General features: G+C 74.3%; 10 protein-coding genes and 1 tRNA gene. 9 read left to right on the top strand and 2 right to left on the bottom strand.

The annotated features are described in order from the left end of the window. Window positions 1–64 precede the first annotated feature (64 nt). Window positions 65–4,159 carry an ATP-dependent RNA helicase HrpA gene (gene hrpA / locus LQU92_RS10685; RefSeq protein ID WP_230780600.1) on the bottom strand — a complete coding sequence of 1,365 codons (4,095 nt, stop codon included), beginning with the start codon at window positions 4,157–4,159 and terminating at the stop codon, window positions 65–67. A gap of 200 nt (window positions 4,160–4,359) precedes the next feature. On the opposite strand from hrpA, the gene LQU92_RS10680 reads away from it, so the two are divergent. The 5 genes from LQU92_RS10680 to LQU92_RS10660 all read left to right on the top strand — a co-directional run bounded on the left by LQU92_RS10680 (window position 4,360) and on the right by LQU92_RS10660 (window position 9,185). Beyond that, complete coding sequence (locus LQU92_RS10680) at window positions 4,360–5,355, top strand: ABC transporter substrate-binding protein (RefSeq protein WP_230780598.1); 996 nt, start codon at window positions 4,360–4,362, stop codon at window positions 5,353–5,355. Window positions 5,356–5,533: 178 nt separating this feature from the next. Then, the gene (locus LQU92_RS10675) at window positions 5,534–6,472 is read left to right on the top strand and encodes an ABC transporter permease (protein WP_058859180.1); all 939 of its coding nucleotides are present in this window, start codon (window positions 5,534–5,536) and stop codon (window positions 6,470–6,472) included. A gap of 3 nt (window positions 6,473–6,475) precedes the next feature. Beyond that, complete coding sequence (locus tag LQU92_RS10670; protein WP_230780595.1) at window positions 6,476–7,303, top strand: ABC transporter ATP-binding protein; 828 nt, start codon at window positions 6,476–6,478, stop codon at window positions 7,301–7,303. 96 nt (window positions 7,304–7,399) lie between these two features. After that, window positions 7,400–7,774: a hypothetical protein gene (locus tag LQU92_RS10665; protein WP_230780592.1), complete on the top strand. Its 375-nt coding sequence runs from the start codon at window positions 7,400–7,402 to the stop codon at window positions 7,772–7,774. A 70-nt stretch (window positions 7,775–7,844) separates the two neighbouring features. Next, the gene (locus LQU92_RS10660) at window positions 7,845–9,185 is read left to right on the top strand and encodes an APC family permease (RefSeq protein WP_230780590.1); all 1,341 of its coding nucleotides are present in this window, start codon (window positions 7,845–7,847) and stop codon (window positions 9,183–9,185) included. Between the two features lie 198 nt (window positions 9,186–9,383). Here LQU92_RS10660 and LQU92_RS10655 read toward each other — a convergent pair. Then, window positions 9,384–9,456: transfer RNA gene (locus LQU92_RS10655), tRNA-Arg, on the bottom strand. Between the two features lie 131 nt (window positions 9,457–9,587). On the opposite strand from LQU92_RS10655, the gene argS reads away from it, so the two are divergent. The 4 genes from argS to thrC all read left to right on the top strand — a co-directional run bounded on the left by argS (window position 9,588) and on the right by thrC (window position 15,260). Beyond that, on the top strand, window positions 9,588–11,258 hold the full coding sequence (argS, locus tag LQU92_RS10650; RefSeq protein ID WP_230780587.1) for an arginine--tRNA ligase: 1,671 nt from the start codon (window positions 9,588–9,590) through the stop codon (window positions 11,256–11,258). After that, a complete protein-coding gene (lysA, locus tag LQU92_RS10645) occupies window positions 11,255–12,712 on the top strand; it encodes a diaminopimelate decarboxylase (RefSeq protein WP_230780584.1) in 1,458 nt (485 codons plus the stop codon). The genes argS and lysA overlap by 4 nt, the downstream gene beginning before the upstream one ends. Further along, window positions 12,713–14,056 (top strand): homoserine dehydrogenase, encoded by a 1,344-nt coding sequence (locus tag LQU92_RS10640; protein ID WP_374229690.1) that lies wholly within the window; start codon window positions 12,713–12,715, stop codon window positions 14,054–14,056. It abuts the gene before it with no gap. A gap of 94 nt (window positions 14,057–14,150) precedes the next feature. Then, the gene (gene thrC, locus LQU92_RS10635; protein WP_058859174.1) at window positions 14,151–15,260 is read left to right on the top strand and encodes a threonine synthase; all 1,110 of its coding nucleotides are present in this window, start codon (window positions 14,151–14,153) and stop codon (window positions 15,258–15,260) included. Window positions 15,261–15,263 lie beyond the last annotated feature (3 nt).

Raw genomic sequence — 15,263 nt, 5'->3', positions numbered from 1 at the left:
GCCCCGGGCGCCCGCCCCGGAAGGGGCGGGCGCCCGGGCCGCCCGGTCCAGGACGCCGCCCGCCTCAGGCGCGGGCGGCGTCCAGGGCCTCCCTGAGGGCGCGGCGCACGCGCTTCTCCGAGACCGTCTGGGCGGTGCCCAGCTCCTGGGCGAACAGCGACACGCGCAGCTCCTCGATCAGCCAGCCGACCCGCCGCAGCTGCTCGGGCACGGGCGCGGCCGGCGGCAGCCGGGTCAGGGCGGCGTCGTAGTCGTCCTCGAGCTTCTGCACGAGCAGCAGGTTCGCCGTGTCGCGCTGCAGGTGCCCGCCGAGCTTCTCCAGGCGCACCTCCATGGCGCGCACGTAGCGGGGCAGGTGCTGCAGCTGCGCCCAGCCGGTGGCCGCCACGAAGCCGGGGTGCACGAGGTGCTCCAGCTGGGCCTTGACGTCGTTGAGCGAGTTGACGGCGGCGAGCGAGGCCGAGCGCTTGAGCGTGCGCCGGACCCGCGCCGCGCCGGAGAGCACCTGCTCCACGACCGCGGTCACCTGGAAGACCGTGTCGATGAGCTCCGCGCGCACGTGCTCGTGGACCCGGTCGTACTCGGCGCGCGTGAACGGCGGGTCGGGGGGGACGAGCTTGTCGATCGCGGCCACCTTGCAGTCGGCGATCAGCTCCGTCACCGACCCGTGGGGGTTCTGGGCGAAGACGAGCTTCTCCTGGTTGTTCAGGTGCTCCAGGACGTAGCGCTCGGGGGAGGGCAGGCCCCGCTGCAGCAGCGCGATCGTGCCGCGGCGCTGCGCGGCGTGCTGCTCGGCCGCCGAGGAGAGGATGCGCACGGCCACCGTGGTGGCCCCGCCCGCGGCGGCCTCCTCCGGGACCAGCGCAGGGTAGCCCGTGATGCGCTGGCCCGCGACGGTGGACTCCACGGTGCGCGGCAGGTCCTGCGCCGGCCACGCGGTCAGCCCCGAGCGCTCCAGGGCCGGGGGCGCCTGCTCCGGCGCGCGCGGCGCCGCGGCGGCCCGCCCGGAGGGGTCCTTCCGCCCCGGCGGGTCCGTCCGGCCGGCCCGCGTCCCGGCGGTGCCCGCCGGCCCGGCCGGCACCGCGCCGAGGGACTCGGCCAGGGCCGCGCGGATCTCGTCGCGCAGCCCGGCCCGCAGCGCCTCCAGGTCCTCGCCCTCGCCCAGCACCCGGTTGCGGCGGTCGCGGACCTGGAAGCGCATCCGCAGGTGCGCCGGGACGGCCTCCCAGGTCCAGGACCCGGGCGGGACCACGTGCCCCTGCATCCGGCGCAGGACCAGCTCGAGGGAGGGCTCGAGCGCGTCCGTCGCCGGGTCGAAGTCGGCGGCGAGCGCCTCGACGGCCCGGCGGGCCACGTCCGGGGCCGGCACGAAGTGGCGGCGCACGGCCTTGGGCAGGGACCGGATGAGGGCGGTGACGAGCTCGGCGCGCAGGCCCGGCACGTGCCAGCGGAACGGCTCCGGGTCCAGCTGGTTCAGGAACAGCACCGGCACCCGCACGGTCACGCCGTCGGCCTGCTCCGCGCCGGGGGCGAACTCGTAGTCGAGGTCCAGCACGAGCTCGCCGTCCCGGGTGCGCTGCACCCACTGGCGCGGGTAGAGCGACTCGTCGTAGTCGCGGGCGTCCTCGGCGATCAGCTGCTCGGGGTCCAGGTCCAGCAGGTGCTCGTCCTTCGCCCGGGCCTTGCGCCACCACGAGTCGAAGTGCCGGGCCGAGACCACGGACTCGGGCACCCGCTCGTCGTAGAAGGCGAACAGCGCCTCGTCGTCGATCCGCAGGTCCTTGCGGCGCAGCCGGTTCTCGAGCTCCTCGACCTCGGCCAGTCGCGCCCGGTTGCGGGCGAAGAACCGGTGGCGGGTCTGCCAGTCGCCCTCCACGAGGGCGTGGCGCAGGAACAGCTCCCGCGCCCCGGCGGGGTCCACGCGCCAGTACTGGATCCGGCGCCGGGCGACGATCGGCACCCCGTAGAGGGTGACCTTCTCCCAGGCCAGCACGGAGCCCTGCGCCCGGGACCAGTGCGGCTCCGAGACGGAGCGCTTGACCAGCCCCGGGGCCAGCTCCTCGGCCCACAGCGGGTCGATCACGGCGTTGACGCGGGCCCACAGCCGGGAGGTCTCCACCAGCTCGGCGGACATCACCCAGTCCGGGGACCTCTTGAACAGGTTGGAGCCCGGGAAGATCGCGAAGCGGGTGCCGCGGGCGCCCTGGTACTCGCGCCGGCGCTCGTCCTTGAGCCCGATGTGGCTGAGCAGCCCGGAGAGCAGGGAGACGTGGATCTCCCGCTCCTTGCCGACGGGGTCCACCTCGCGGCCCTTGCCGACCCGGATGCCGGCCTGCTGGCCCATCTGGCGCAGCTGGGCGTAGAGGTCCTGCCACTCGCGGATCCGCAGGAAGTTCAGGTGCTCCCGCTGGCACAGCTTCCGGAACCGGGTCGAGGACAGCTCCTCCTGCTGCTCCTGGACGTAGCGCCACAGCAGCAGGAAGCTCGTGAAGTCGGAGTTCTCGTCGATGAAGCGCCTGTGGGCCTCGTCGGCCTGCTGGCGCTTCTCGAGGGGGCGCTCGCGGGGGTCCTGCACGGTGAGGGCCGCGGCGAGGACCATGACCTCCCGGGCGCAGCCGCGCCGGTCGGCCTCGACGATCATCCGCCCCAGCCGCGGGTCCACCGGCAGCTGCGCGAGCTGGCGGCCCACGGCCGTGAGCGGGCCGCGGCGCGCGTCGTCGTCCCCGGCGCCCCGCCGGGGGCGGCCGGGGGAGCCGGCCCGAGGGTCCTCGAGGGCGCCGAGCTCGCGCAGCAGGGCCACGCCGTCCTTCACGGCCCGGGACTCGGGCGGCTCCACGAAGGGGAAGCGCTCGATGTCCCCGGGCTCGTTGACGACCCCCACCGAGGTCATCTGCAGGATGACGGCGGCCAGGTTGGTGCGCAGGATCTCCGGGTCCGTGAACTCGGGCCGGGACAGGTAGTCCTCCTCCGAGTACAGGCGGATGCAGATGCCGTCGGACACGCGCCCGCAGCGGCCCGCGCGCTGGTCGGCCGAGGCGCGGGAGATCCGCTCGATGGGCAGGCGCTGGACCTTGGTGCGCGCCGAGTACCGGGAGATGCGGGCGGTGCCGGGGTCGATCACGTACTTGATGCCCGGGACGGTCAGGGACGTCTCCGCGACGTTGGTGGCCAGCACGATCCGCCGCCGCCCCGAGGGCGCGAAGACGCGGTGCTGCTCGGCCATCGACAGCCGGCCGAAGAGGGGCAGGATCTCGGCCTCGGCCATCCGCGGGATCCGCTTCAGGGCCCCCTGGAGGGCCTCCTGCGCGTCGCGGATCTCCCGCTCCCCGGCGAAGAACACGAGGATGTCCCCGGGGGCCTCGCGGGAGAGCTCCTCGACGGCGTCGCAGACCGCGTCGATGGGGTCCCGGTCCTCGTCCTCCAGCCCGTCGCCGGCGTCCTCGGCGTCGGCCCCGCCGTCCCCGGAGCGCGGCTCGGACAGCGGCCGCCAGCGGATCTCCACGGGGTAGGTGCGCCCGGAGACCTCGATGACGGGCGCGGGCTCGGGCTCGCCCCCGGGCTCCTCCGGGGTGCCGGGCCGCTCGGCGGGCCCGACCGGGTCCGGGGCGCCCGGGGCGAAGTGCCGGGCGAAGCGCTCCGGGTCGATCGTGGCCGAGGTGATGATCACCTTCAGGTCGGGCCGGCGCGGCAGGATGCGCCGCAGGTAGCCCAGCAGGAAGTCGATGTTCAGCGAGCGCTCGTGGGCCTCGTCGATGATGATCGCCGAGTAGCGGCGCAGCAGCCGGTCGTGCTGGATCTCGGCGAGCAGGATGCCGTCGGTCATCAGCTTGATCCGCGAGTCCTGCCCCACCTCGGAGGTGAAGCGCACCTGGTAGCCCACGGTGGCGCCGACCTTCTCGCCGAGCTCGGCGGCGATCCGCTCGGCCACCGAGCGGGCGGCGAGGCGCCGGGGCTGGGTGTGGCCGATCAGGCCCCGCTCGCCCAGGCCCAGCTCCAGGCACATCTTGGGGATCTGCGTGGTCTTGCCCGAGCCGGTCTCCCCGGCGATCACGACCACCTGGTGGTCGGCGATCGCGCGCATGATGTCCTCCCGGCGCGCGGAGACGGGGAGGTCCTCGGGGTAGACGACGGCACGGGTGCGGGGCGGGGATGCTGTCATGGCCCCCCGATCCTACCGGGGCGGGGCCTGCGCGGGCCGCCCGGCGGACGCCAGCGGCCGGCGGGCCCCTCCGGGTGGACGGTGCGGGGTGCCGCGGCGGCCCGCGGGCCCGGATTGTCCGCTCTTGTGAGCTGTCTCTCATTTCCTCCCGAACGACGGGTAACATCCATCGCATCACCCTTTTCGAGAAAGGAACCACCATGAAGCGACTGTTCCCGTTGACAGCGGCGCTCACCTCCTCGGCCCTGCTGCTCACCGCGTGCGGCGGCTCGGAGGGCGGCTCGGAGGCCTCCGGCGGGGGCGCCGAGGAGGCCACCGTCGGGATCAGCCAGTTCGTGGAGCACCCCTCGCTCGACGCAGCGCGCGAGGGCTTCGTGGCGGCGCTCGAGGAGGGCGGCTACACGGAGGGCGAGAACCTCACCCTCGACGTCCAGAACGCGTCCGGCGACCAGGGGACCTCGACCAACATCGCGTCGAACTTCGCGAACTCCGACGCCGACCTGGTCCTGGCCATCGCGACCCCCTCCGCGCAGGGCGTCGCCCAGTCCGTGACCGACAAGCCGGTGCTGTTCACGGCGGTGACCGACCCCGTCGAGGCGGGCCTCGTCGAGTCCCTCGAGTCCCCGGGCGGCAACGTCACGGGCACGACCGACATGAACCCGGTGGCCGAGCAGATCGCCCTGATCAAGCAGCTCGACCCGGAGGCCACCTCCGTGGGCATCATCTACAGCTCCGGCGAGACCAACTCGCAGGTCCAGGTCGAGATGGCCAAGGAGGCGGCCGCCGAGGAGGGCCTCGAGGTCGTCGAGAAGGCGGTGACCAACACCTCCGAGGTCGCCCAGGCCGCCGAGTCCTTCGACACCGACGCCATCTACGTCCCGACCGACAACAAGGTCGTCGCCGGGCTCGAGGCCGTCATCTCCGCCGCCGAGGCGAAGAAGATCCCGCTGATCGCGGGCGAGGGCGACTCCGTGGAGCGCGGTGCCCTCGTGACCCAGGGCATCGACTACGAGCAGCTCGGCCGCCAGACCGGCGAGATGGCCCTGCGCATCCTCCAGGACGGCGAGGACCCCGCGTCCATGCCCGTCGAGTCCCAGGAGGACACCCAGCTGATCGTCAACCTCAAGGCCGCGGAGCGCATGGGCGTCGAGGTGCCCCAGGAGATGCGCGAGAACGCCGACCAGGTCATCGAGTAGGCCCCGGAGGGCCCCGCCGGTCGGGGCCCTCCGGCGCCGGCCGGGGCCCGACGGCCCCGGCGCGCCGGGCCCCCACCCGGGGCCCGGCGCCCCGGCGGGCGGAGCCCGCACCGCCCGGCCCGGGCCGCCGCACCCGGCCGGCCCGCACGTCCCACCGACCAGAACGGATCCACCAGAAGTGATAGCCGGAATCGAACTCGGACTGCTGTACGCGGTCATGGCACTCGGCGTGTACCTCACGTTCCGGGTGCTCGACTTCCCCGACCTGACCGTCGACCAGTCCTTCACCACGGGCGCCGCCACGACGGCGATGATCATCCTCGGCGGGGGCAACCCGTGGCTGGCCACCGCCGCCGGCTTCGTCACCGGTGCGCTCGCGGGGCTGATCACGGGGCTGCTGCACACCAAGGCCCACATCAACGGCCTGCTCGCCGGCATCCTCACGATGACCGCGCTGTACTCGATCAACCTGCGCGTGATGGACGGGCGGGCGAACCTGTCCCTGCTGCGCGAGGACACCGTCTTCACCCCGCTCGCGGAGATGGGCATCACGGGCACGTGGCTGGGGATCGGCCTGTTCCTGCTCGGGGTGGCCGTGGTCAAGGTCGTCCTCGACTGGTTCCTGTACACCGACGCCGGCCTCGCCATGCAGGCCACCGGCGACAACCCCGACATGATCCGCTCCTTCGGGGTCAACACCGACCACCAGAAGATCCTCGGGCTGTGCCTGTCCAACGGCCTCGTGGGCCTGGCGGGCTCGCTCGTGGCCCAGTACCAGGGCTTCGCCGACATCGGCATGGGCATCGGCCTGATCGTCGTCGGCCTCGCCTCGGTGATCCTCGGGCAGGGCCTGTTCGGCTCGCGCACGGTGGTCATCGCGACCCTCGCGGTCGTCCTCGGCTCGGTCGTCTACCGCCTCGTGATCACCGTGGCGCTGGAGGCCGGCCTGAACCCCTCCGACATGAAGCTGATCTCCGCGGTGCTGGTGGTCCTGGCGCTCGTGGTCCCGCAGCTGCAGTTCTTCCGCAAGCGCCGGGAGAAGCACATGGCCAGCCAGGCCGCGCAGCTCGTCGACGACCTCACCGACACCCCCGCGACCACGAAGGCAGGTGCGTGACCCGTGCTCACCATCGACAACGTCCACAAGACGTTCTTCGCCGGGACCGTCAACGAGCGCCGCGCCCTCGCGGGCGTCTCGCTGCGCCTCGAGGAGGGCGACTTCCTCACCGTCATCGGCTCCAACGGCGCCGGGAAGTCCACGATCCTCAACACGATCTCGGGGACCCTCATCCCGGACTCCGGGACCGTGCGCGTCGACGACCACGACGTCACCCGGCTGCCGGAGCACAAGCGGGCCCGCTACCTCTCCCGCGTGTTCCAGGACCCCATGAAGGGCTCGTCGCCGACCATGACGGTCGAGCAGAACATGGCCATCGCCTACCAGCGCGGCAAGTCCCGCGGCCTGGTGCCCGGGCTCACGGGCGCGCGGCGCACGCTGTTCCGGGAGAAGCTCGCGAGCCTCGAGCTGGGCCTGGAGAACCGTCTCGGCGCGAAGGTCGGGCTGCTCTCGGGCGGTCAGCGCCAGGCGCTGGCCCTGCTGATGGCGACGTTCTCGGAGCCGCGGATCCTGCTGCTGGACGAGCACACCGCGGCGCTGGACCCCCAGCGCGCGGACCTCGTCTCCCGGCTCACGGGCGAGATCGTGGCCGAGCAGGGCCTGACCACGGTGATGGTCACCCACAACATGGAGCAGGCGCTGCGGCTGGGCAACCGGCTGATCATGATGCACGAGGGCCGGATCCTCTTCGAGCTGGACGACGAGCAGAAGCGCTCGATGACCGTCCCGGGGCTGCTCGAGCAGTTCCGCCGGCTCCAGCCGGGGGCGGGCCAGGACGCCTTCGACGACGCTACGCTGTTCGAGAGCGTCAAGACCGACGACGGCCGCTGAGCGCGGCCCGCAGGACCCCGGACGGCGGGGCGGACCGCTCACGGTCCGCCCCGCCGCCGCGTCCGCCCCGAACCGTCCCGCCAGGAGAGCCCCGCCGTGCCGCACCGTCCCGACCCCCACCGCGCCCGCCGACGCCGCAGGGGAGGGGCGATGCTCGCGGCGGGCGTGGTCGCGCTGTTCGCGGCGACGTTCACCGTGCCCGAGGCGATCATCCACCTGGCCCGCGCCGCCGCCGAGGACCCGGTGCCCCTGGGCCCCCGCGCGGTGACGGTCACCGCGCTCGCCGTGGTGTTCCTGGTCGGCGGCGGGCTGCTGACCATCGTGGCGTTCAACCGCCGCCGCGCCACCGAGGAGCCGCACCCGGAGGACCTCGCCGACGACGCCGAGTTCGGCGACGCCCCGCTGCGCCCCTTCGACCCGGACCGCTTCCGCCGCCGCCCCGGGCCGGGCGCCGACGACGACGGGGCCTGAGCCGCGCCGGAGCGCTCCGTCCCCGCGACGTCCGCGCGGCAGCGGCGCCCGCGGGCCTACACTGCGGAGCATGAACGATCAGTCTGCTGACGGCACCGGTCTCCGGCGCCGCATCACCGGCCCGCTCCTGTTCCTCTTCATCCTCGGCGACGTCCTGGGCGCCGGCGTCTACGCCCTCGTGGGCGCCATCGCCGGGGAGGTCGGCGGCGTGACGTGGGCCCCCATGCTGCTGGCCCTGCTGCTGGCCCTGCTCACCGCGGCGTCCTACGCCGAGCTCGTCACCAAGTACCCCCGCGCGGGCGGGGCCGCCGTGTTCGCCGCCCGCGCCTTCGGCTCGCAGGCCGTGTCCTACCTCGTGGGCTTCTGCATGCTCGCCGCCGGCATCGTCAGCGCCTCCGCCCTCGCGCTCGCCTTCAGCGGGGACTACCTCGTGGCGTTCGTCGAGGTACCGCCCGCGCTCGGAGCCGTGGTGTTCCTCCTGGCGGTCGCGGCGCTCAACGCCCGCGGGATCAAGGAGTCCCTGCGCGCGAACGTCGTCATGACGGCCGTCGAGGTCTCGGGCCTGGTCCTCGTCGTCGTGGCGGTGGCGCTGCTGGTCGGTGCGGGCGGTGGCGACCTCGGCCGGGCCGTGCGCTTCGGGGAGGGGGTCGACCCGCTGACCGGGGTGCTGGGCGCGGCGCTGCTCGCCTACTACTCCTTCGTGGGGTTCGAGACCTCGGCGAACGTCGCCGAGGAGATCCGCGACCCCTCGCGGGTGTACCCGCGGGCGCTGTTCGGCGCGCTCGTGGCGGCCGGGGTCATGTACGTCCTGGTGGGCACGGCCGCCTCGGTCGCGCTGCCCGCGCAGGAGCTGGGGGCCTCGAGCGCGCCGCTGCTGGACGTGGTCGCGGCCACCGGCGTGCCCGTCCCGCCGTGGCTGTTCAGCCTCCTGGCCCTCGTCGCCGTCGCCAACGGCGCGCTGCTCACCATGATCATGGCCAGCCGCCTCACCTACGGCATGGCCGCCGAGGGGCTCTTCCCCGCGGTGCTCGGCCGGGTCCAGCCCGGTCGCGGCACCCCCTGGGTCGCGATCGCCGCGACCACGGCGGCCGCGGTCCTGCTGACCCTCACGGGCGGGGTCGTGGTCCTCGCGGAGACGGTCGTGCTGCTGCTGCTCGTGGTCTTCCTCAGCACCAACACGGCCGTGCTCGTGCTGCGCCGGGACGCGGTGGCCCACCGCCACTTCCGCGTGTGGGCGCCGGTGCCGGTGCTGGCCGTCCTGTCGTGCCTGGTGCTGCTCACCCAGCTGGAGACCGCCGTGTGGCTGCGCGGCGGCGTCGTCCTCGCCGTCGGGGTCCTGCTCCACGTCGTGGGACGGCGCGGCGGGCGGAGGGCGCCGGCCGCCGACCGGGCGGTCGCCCGGCGCGGATGAGACCCCGGGCGGGCCGGCGCAGCCCCCGGTCCCGGAGGCCCGGGGAGCGGGGGCCCGCCCGGCGCCGGACCGGCACCCACGGGCGCGGGTGCCGGCCCGGGGGTGCCGGTGCCCGGAACGTCGTTCCGGGCACGACAAAGGGCCCGGACCCACATCCGTGGGTCCGGGCCCTGCCGATGTCCTGCGACATCGCACCGGTGCCCGCGACAGGATTCGAACCTACGACCTTCTGCTCCGGAGGCAGACGCTCTATCCACTGAGCTACGCGGGCGCTCCACCGCTGTGGGCGGCGGACCTCGAGAATCCTAGCAGGTTTCCCGGCCGCCGCGCGCACCCGGCCCCGCGCCGGGCCCGGCGGCCGGGGCGCGCGGGCCGCCGGGGCCGCACGGTTACACTGTCCGGGTGACTCCAGAAGAACTCTCTCTCGCCGTGTCCGCATGCCTGCAGGACGCCGTGGCGGAGGGCGCGCTCGCGCTCGCCGACGGCGCCGAGCTGCCGGAGGTGCGCATCGAGCGGCCGAAGAACCGGGAGCACGGGGACTGGGCCACCAACGTCGCGATGCAGCTGGCCAAGAAGGTCGGGCGCGCCCCCCGCGAGGTCGCCGGCGTCGTCCAGGAGCGGCTGAGCACCACGCCCGGCGTCGCCGCCGTGGACGTGGCCGGGCCCGGCTTCCTGAACATCACCCTCGACGCCGCGGCGGCCGGCGGGCTCGCCCGCACGGTCGTGGAGCAGGGCGAGGCCTTCGGCCGCTCCGGCGCCCTGGCCGGCACGCGCATCAACCTCGAGTTCGTCTCCGCCAACCCCACCGGCCCCGTCCACCTGGGCGGCACCCGCTGGGCCGCGGTGGGCGACTCCCTCGCCCGCGTGCTCGAGGCCCAGGGGGCCTCCGTGGTGCGCGAGTACTACTTCAACGACGCCGGGGCCCAGATCGACCGCTTCGCCCGCTCCCTGCTGGCCCGGGCCAAGGGCGAGTCGGCCCCCGAGGACGGCTACGGCGGGGAGTACGTCACCGAGATCGCCGAGCGCGTGGTCGCGGAGAACCCCGGGATCCTCGACTCCGGCGACCCGCAGGAGGCCTTCCGGGCCGCGGGCGTCGAGCTGATGTTCGCCGAGATCAAGTCCTCCCTGCACGAGTTCGGCGTCGACTTCGACGTCTACTTCCACGAGCAGTCCCTGTTCGACTCCGGCGCCGTCGAGGGCCTGCTCGAGCAGCTGAAGACCTCCGGCTCCCTCTACTTCGCCGACGGCGCGTGGTGGCTGCGCTCCACCGCCTTCGGCGACGACAAGGACCGGGTCGTGATCAAGTCCGACGGCGACGCCGCCTACATCGCCGGGGACATCGCCTACTTCAAGGACAAGCGCGAGCGCGGCGCCGACCTGTGCATCTACATGCTCGGCGCGGACCACCACGGCTACGTGGCCCGGCTCAAGGCGGCCGCCGCGGCCCTCGGCGACTCGCCCGAGCGGGTCGAGGTGCTCATCGGGCAGATGGTCAACCTCGTCAAGGACGGCGTGCCCGTGCGGATGTCCAAGCGCGCCGGCACCGTCGTCACCATGGAGGACCTCGTCGAGGCCGTCGGCGTGGACGCGGCCCGCTACTCGCTGACCCGCTACTCGGTGGACTCCAACATCGACATCGACCTGGACCTGCTGACCCGCCGCTCCAACGAGAACCCGGTCTTCTACGTCCAGTACGCCCACGCCCGCACCTGCGCGGTCGGGCGCAACGCCGCCGCCGCCGGCGTCGCGCGCACGGACGCGTCCGGGGAGCCCGTCTTCGACGCCGCCCTGCTGGACCACCCGCTGGAGGGCGAGCTGCTGGCCGCCCTGGGGCAGTACCCCTCGGTGCTGGCCCAGGCCGCCGAGTTCCGCGAGCCGCACCGCGTGGCACGCCACCTCGAGGTGGTCGCCGGCACCTACCACCGCTGGTACGACGCCTGCCGCGTCGCCCCCCAGGGCGACGACGAGGTGACCGACCTGCACCGCACCCGGCTGTGGCTCAACGACGCCGCCCGCCGGGTGCTCGCCAACGGCCTGGGCCTGCTCGGCGTCGGCGCCCCGGAGCGGATGTGAGCGCCGCGGCCGCCGGGGACGCCCAGCGCCGCACCGGCAACCCGCTGGCTCCCGCCTGGCTGAGCGTCCCGCAGGACCTCGACGCCCTGGACCCCGCGATCTGGCCGAAGGACTTCGGCCGCGACGCCGCGGGCCGGCTCACCGTCGGGGGGATCCCCGCCGACGAGCTGGTCGGGCGCTGGGGCAGCCCGCTCTACGTGTACTCCGAGGACGCCTTCCGCCGGCGCGCCCGGCAGTTCCGCGACGCCTTCGCCGAGGCCTTCGCCCCGCTGGGCGCCGAGGTCTCCGTCTACTACGCGGGCAAGTCCTTCCTGACCACCGAGGTCGTGCGCTGGGTGCGCGAGGAGGGCCTGAACGTGGACACCGCCTCCGGCGGGGAGCTGGCCGTGGCCCTGCGCGGGGGCATGCCCCCGGAGCGGATCGCGCTGCACGGCAACAACAAGTCCGCCGCCGAGATCGTGCGGGCCCTCGAGGCCGGGATCGGGCGGATCGTCGTGGACTCCCTGGCCGAGATCGAGCTCGTGGGCCGGCTGGCCCGAGGCCTCGGCGTCGTCGCCCCGGTGATGATCCGGGTGACCCCGGGGGTGCACGCCTCGACCCACGAGTTCATCGCCACCGCCCACGAGGACCAGAAGTTCGGGCTCTCGCTGGCCGCGCCCGAGGACGGCGGGGACAGCCCCGCCCTGCAGGCCGTGGCCGCGTGCACCGCCGACCCCGCCCTGGACCTGCGCGGGCTGCACTGCCACATCGGCTCCCAGATCTTCGACGCGGAGGGCTTCGGCCTCGCCGCCGAGCGGGTGCTGGCGCTCGCGGCCGAGGCCGCCGAGCGCTTCGGCACCGAGCTGCCCGAGCTCGACCTCGGCGGCGGCTACGGCATCGCCTACACCGAGGCCGACGACCCCCGCCCGGCCCGCGAGATCGCCGAGTCCCTGGCCGGGAAGGTCGCCGCCGCCGCCCGGGCGCTCGGCACCGCCGTCCCGCACCTGTCGATCGAGCCCGGCCGGGCGATCTCCGGGCCCAGCGGCTGCACCCTCTACACCGTCGGCACCCTCAAGACCGTCGCCGTCGAACCGGGGGCGCAGCGCCGCTACGTCTCGGTGGACGGCGGGATGAGCGACAACGCCCGGCCGGTGCTCTACGGCGCCGACTACACGGCCGTGCTCGCCGGACGTCCCGCCGCGGCCGGGCCGGTGCTCTCCCGCGTGGTGGGCAAGCACTGCGAGTCCGGCGACGTCGTGGTGCGCGACGTCTACCTCCCCGAGGACCTCGCCGCCGGCGACGTCCTCGCGGTGCCCGCCACGGGCGCCTACTGCTGGGCCCTGTCCAGCAACTACAACTGGGTCCCCCGCCCGCCCGTGGTGGCCGTGCGCACCGAGGGCGAGCAGCCCGGCGCGCGGCTGATCGTGCGGGGCGAGACCGAGGACGACCTGCTGGCCCGCGACCTGGGAGCCTGAGTGAGCGACACCACCCCCGAGACCACCCGAACCGAGACCGACCCGGCGGCCGCCGGGCGCACCGTGCGCGTCGCCCTGCTGGGCGCCGGCAACGTCGGCGCCGAGGTCGCCCGCACCCTGCTGGACCACGGCGGCGAGTTCGCCGCCCGCGTCGGCGCCCCGGTGGAGCTGGCCGGCATCGCCGTGCGCGACGTCAACGCCCGCCGCACCGTGGAGCTGCCCGCCGAGCTGTTCACGACCGACGCGGAGGCGCTGATCGACGCCGCCGACGTGGTGATCGAGCTGACCGGCGGCATCGAGCCCGCCCGCAGCCGCATCCTGCGCGCCCTGCACGCCGGCAAGCCGGTGGTCTCGGGCAACAAGGCGCTCATCGCCCGCCACGGGCGGCAGCTGCAGGACGCCGCCGACGCCGCGGGCGTGCCGCTGTCCTACGAGGCGGCCGTGGCCGGGGCCATCCCCATCGTGCGGCCCATGCGCGACTCCCTCGCCGGGGACCGGGTGGACCGGGTGCTGGGCATCATGAACGGCACGACCAACTACGTCCTCGACCAGATGGACACCACGGGCGCGAGCTTCGGCGACGCCCTCGCGGAGGCCCAGCGCCTGGGCTACGCCGAGGCCGACCCGACCGCCGACGTCGAGGGCCACGACGCCGCGGCCAAGGCCGCGATCCTCGCCTCGATCGCCTTCCACTCCACCTTCACGATCGACGACGTCTACTGCCGCGGGATCACCGGGGTCACCGCCGAGGACGTCGCCGCCGCCCGCGAGGCCGGCTACGTCATCAAGCTGCTGGCGATCTGCGAGCGCTGCCCGGGCGGGGTCAACCTGCGCGTGGTGCCGACCATGATCCGCCGCGACCACCCGCTGGCGGGCGTGCACGGGGCCTACAACGCCGTGTTCGTCGAGGCTGCCAACGCCGGGTCCCTGATGTTCTACGGCGCCGGCGCCGGCGGGGCCCCGACGGCCTCGGCCGTGCTCGGGGACTTCGTCTCGGCGGCGCGCCGGCTCGTGCTCGGCGGCCCGGCCCAGGTGGCGGAGCCCCACGCGCAGCTGCCGGCCGTGCCCATGGACGACGTGCGCACGAGCTTCTCCATCACGCTCACCGTCCAGGACCGGCTGGGCGTGCTCGCCCGGATCGCCCAGGTCTTCGCCGACCACGGGGTCTCGATCCTCACCATGCAGCAGACCGACCACCCCGGCGGGGCCCCCGACCTCGCGCAGATCCGCCTCGTGACCCACCGCGGCGCCAACAAGGACCTCGTGGCCACGGTGGACGCCCTCGGCGAGCTGGCCTTCGTCGAGGAGGTCGCCGGCGTGATCCGCGTCGAGCACGCCGACTGAGCACCCGCGCCGGTCCGCCCGGCGCCCGCGGCCCGGCCCCGCCGGCCGGACCGCCCCGTCCCATCCGCAGCAGCCCACAGGAGAGTTCGAGCACATGGCACACGTCTGGCAGGGCGTCATCAACGAGTACCGCGACCGGCTGCCGGTCACGGAGTCGACCGACGTCGTCACGATGGGGGAGGGCGGGACCCCGCTGATCCGGGCCCGGGCCCTCTCCGAGCTGACCGGCTGCACGGTCTGGCTGAAGTTCGAGGGGATGAACCCCACCGGCTCCTTCAAGGACCGCGGGATGACCATGGCCATCACCAAGGCCAAGGAGGAGGGCGCCGAGGCGGTCGTGTGCGCGTCGACCGGCAACACCTCCGCCTCCGCGGCCGCCTACGCGAAGCAGGCCGGTCTCACGTGCGCGGTGCTCGTGCCCGAGGGCCGGATCGCGATGGGCAAGCTCTCCCAGGCCGTGGCCCACGGCGCGGACATCATCCAGGTGGACGGCAACTTCGACAACTGCCTCGAGGTCGCGCGCAAGCTCGCCGAGTCCTACCCGGTCTTCCTCGTGAACTCCGTGAACCCCTACCGCATCGAGGGGCAGAAGACCGCGGCCTTCGAGGTCGTGGACACCCTCGGCGACGCCCCCGACCTGCACGTGCTGCCCGTGGGCAACGCGGGCAACATCACGGCGTACTGGAAGGGCTACCAGGAGTACGCCCGCCCGTGGACCGCACCCTCCGGCGAGGAACTGCCCGCCGTGTCGACGCGGCTGCCGGTGATGTGGGGCTTCCAGGCCGAGGGCGCCGCGCCGCTGGTGCTCGGGCACCCGGTGACCGAGCCGGACACCATCGCCACGGCCATCCGGATCGGCAACCCGGCCTCGTGGGACTCCGCCGTCGCCGCGCGCGAGGAGTCCGGCGGGCTCATCGGGGCGGTCTCCGACGACGAGATCCTCACCGCCCACCGCTGGCTCTCCGCGAAGGAGGGCGTGTTCGTGGAGCCGGGCTCGGCCGCGGGCGTGGCCGGGGTGCTGCAGAAGCACGCCGCGGGGGAGCTGGCGGCCGGGCAGACGGTCGTGATCACCGTGACCGGCCACGGCCTCAAGGACCCGCAGTGGGCGATCAAGGCCGCCGAGCGGGAGGACCCCTCCCTCGTCGAGCCGCGCCGCGTGCCCTTCGACGTGGTCTCCGTCGCCGACGCCCTCGGCCTGGAGTAGGCG

The sequence above is a fragment of the Kocuria sp. LUK genome, from assembly GCF_021012935.1.
Lineage (GTDB): Bacteria > Actinomycetota > Actinomycetes > Actinomycetales > Micrococcaceae > Kocuria > Kocuria flava.
The sequence above is the reverse complement of the archived record's forward strand: the minus strand, read 5'-3'. Positions and strand labels throughout refer to the sequence as shown.

What these genes read in the sequence shown, in the direction of transcription:
- LQU92_RS10660 (WP_230780590.1), top strand. Translation starts at nt 7,845, where the DNA reads ATGAACGATCAGTCTGCTGACGGCACCGGTCTCCGGCGCCGCATCACC.
- thrC (WP_058859174.1), top strand. Translation starts at nt 14,151, where the DNA reads ATGGCACACGTCTGGCAGGGCGTCATCAACGAGTACCGCGACCGGCTG.
- hrpA (WP_230780600.1), bottom strand. Translation starts at nt 4,159, where the DNA reads ATGACAGCATCCCCGCCCCGCACCCGTGCCGTCGTCTACCCCGAGGAC.
- LQU92_RS10680 (WP_230780598.1), top strand. Translation starts at nt 4,360, where the DNA reads ATGAAGCGACTGTTCCCGTTGACAGCGGCGCTCACCTCCTCGGCCCTG.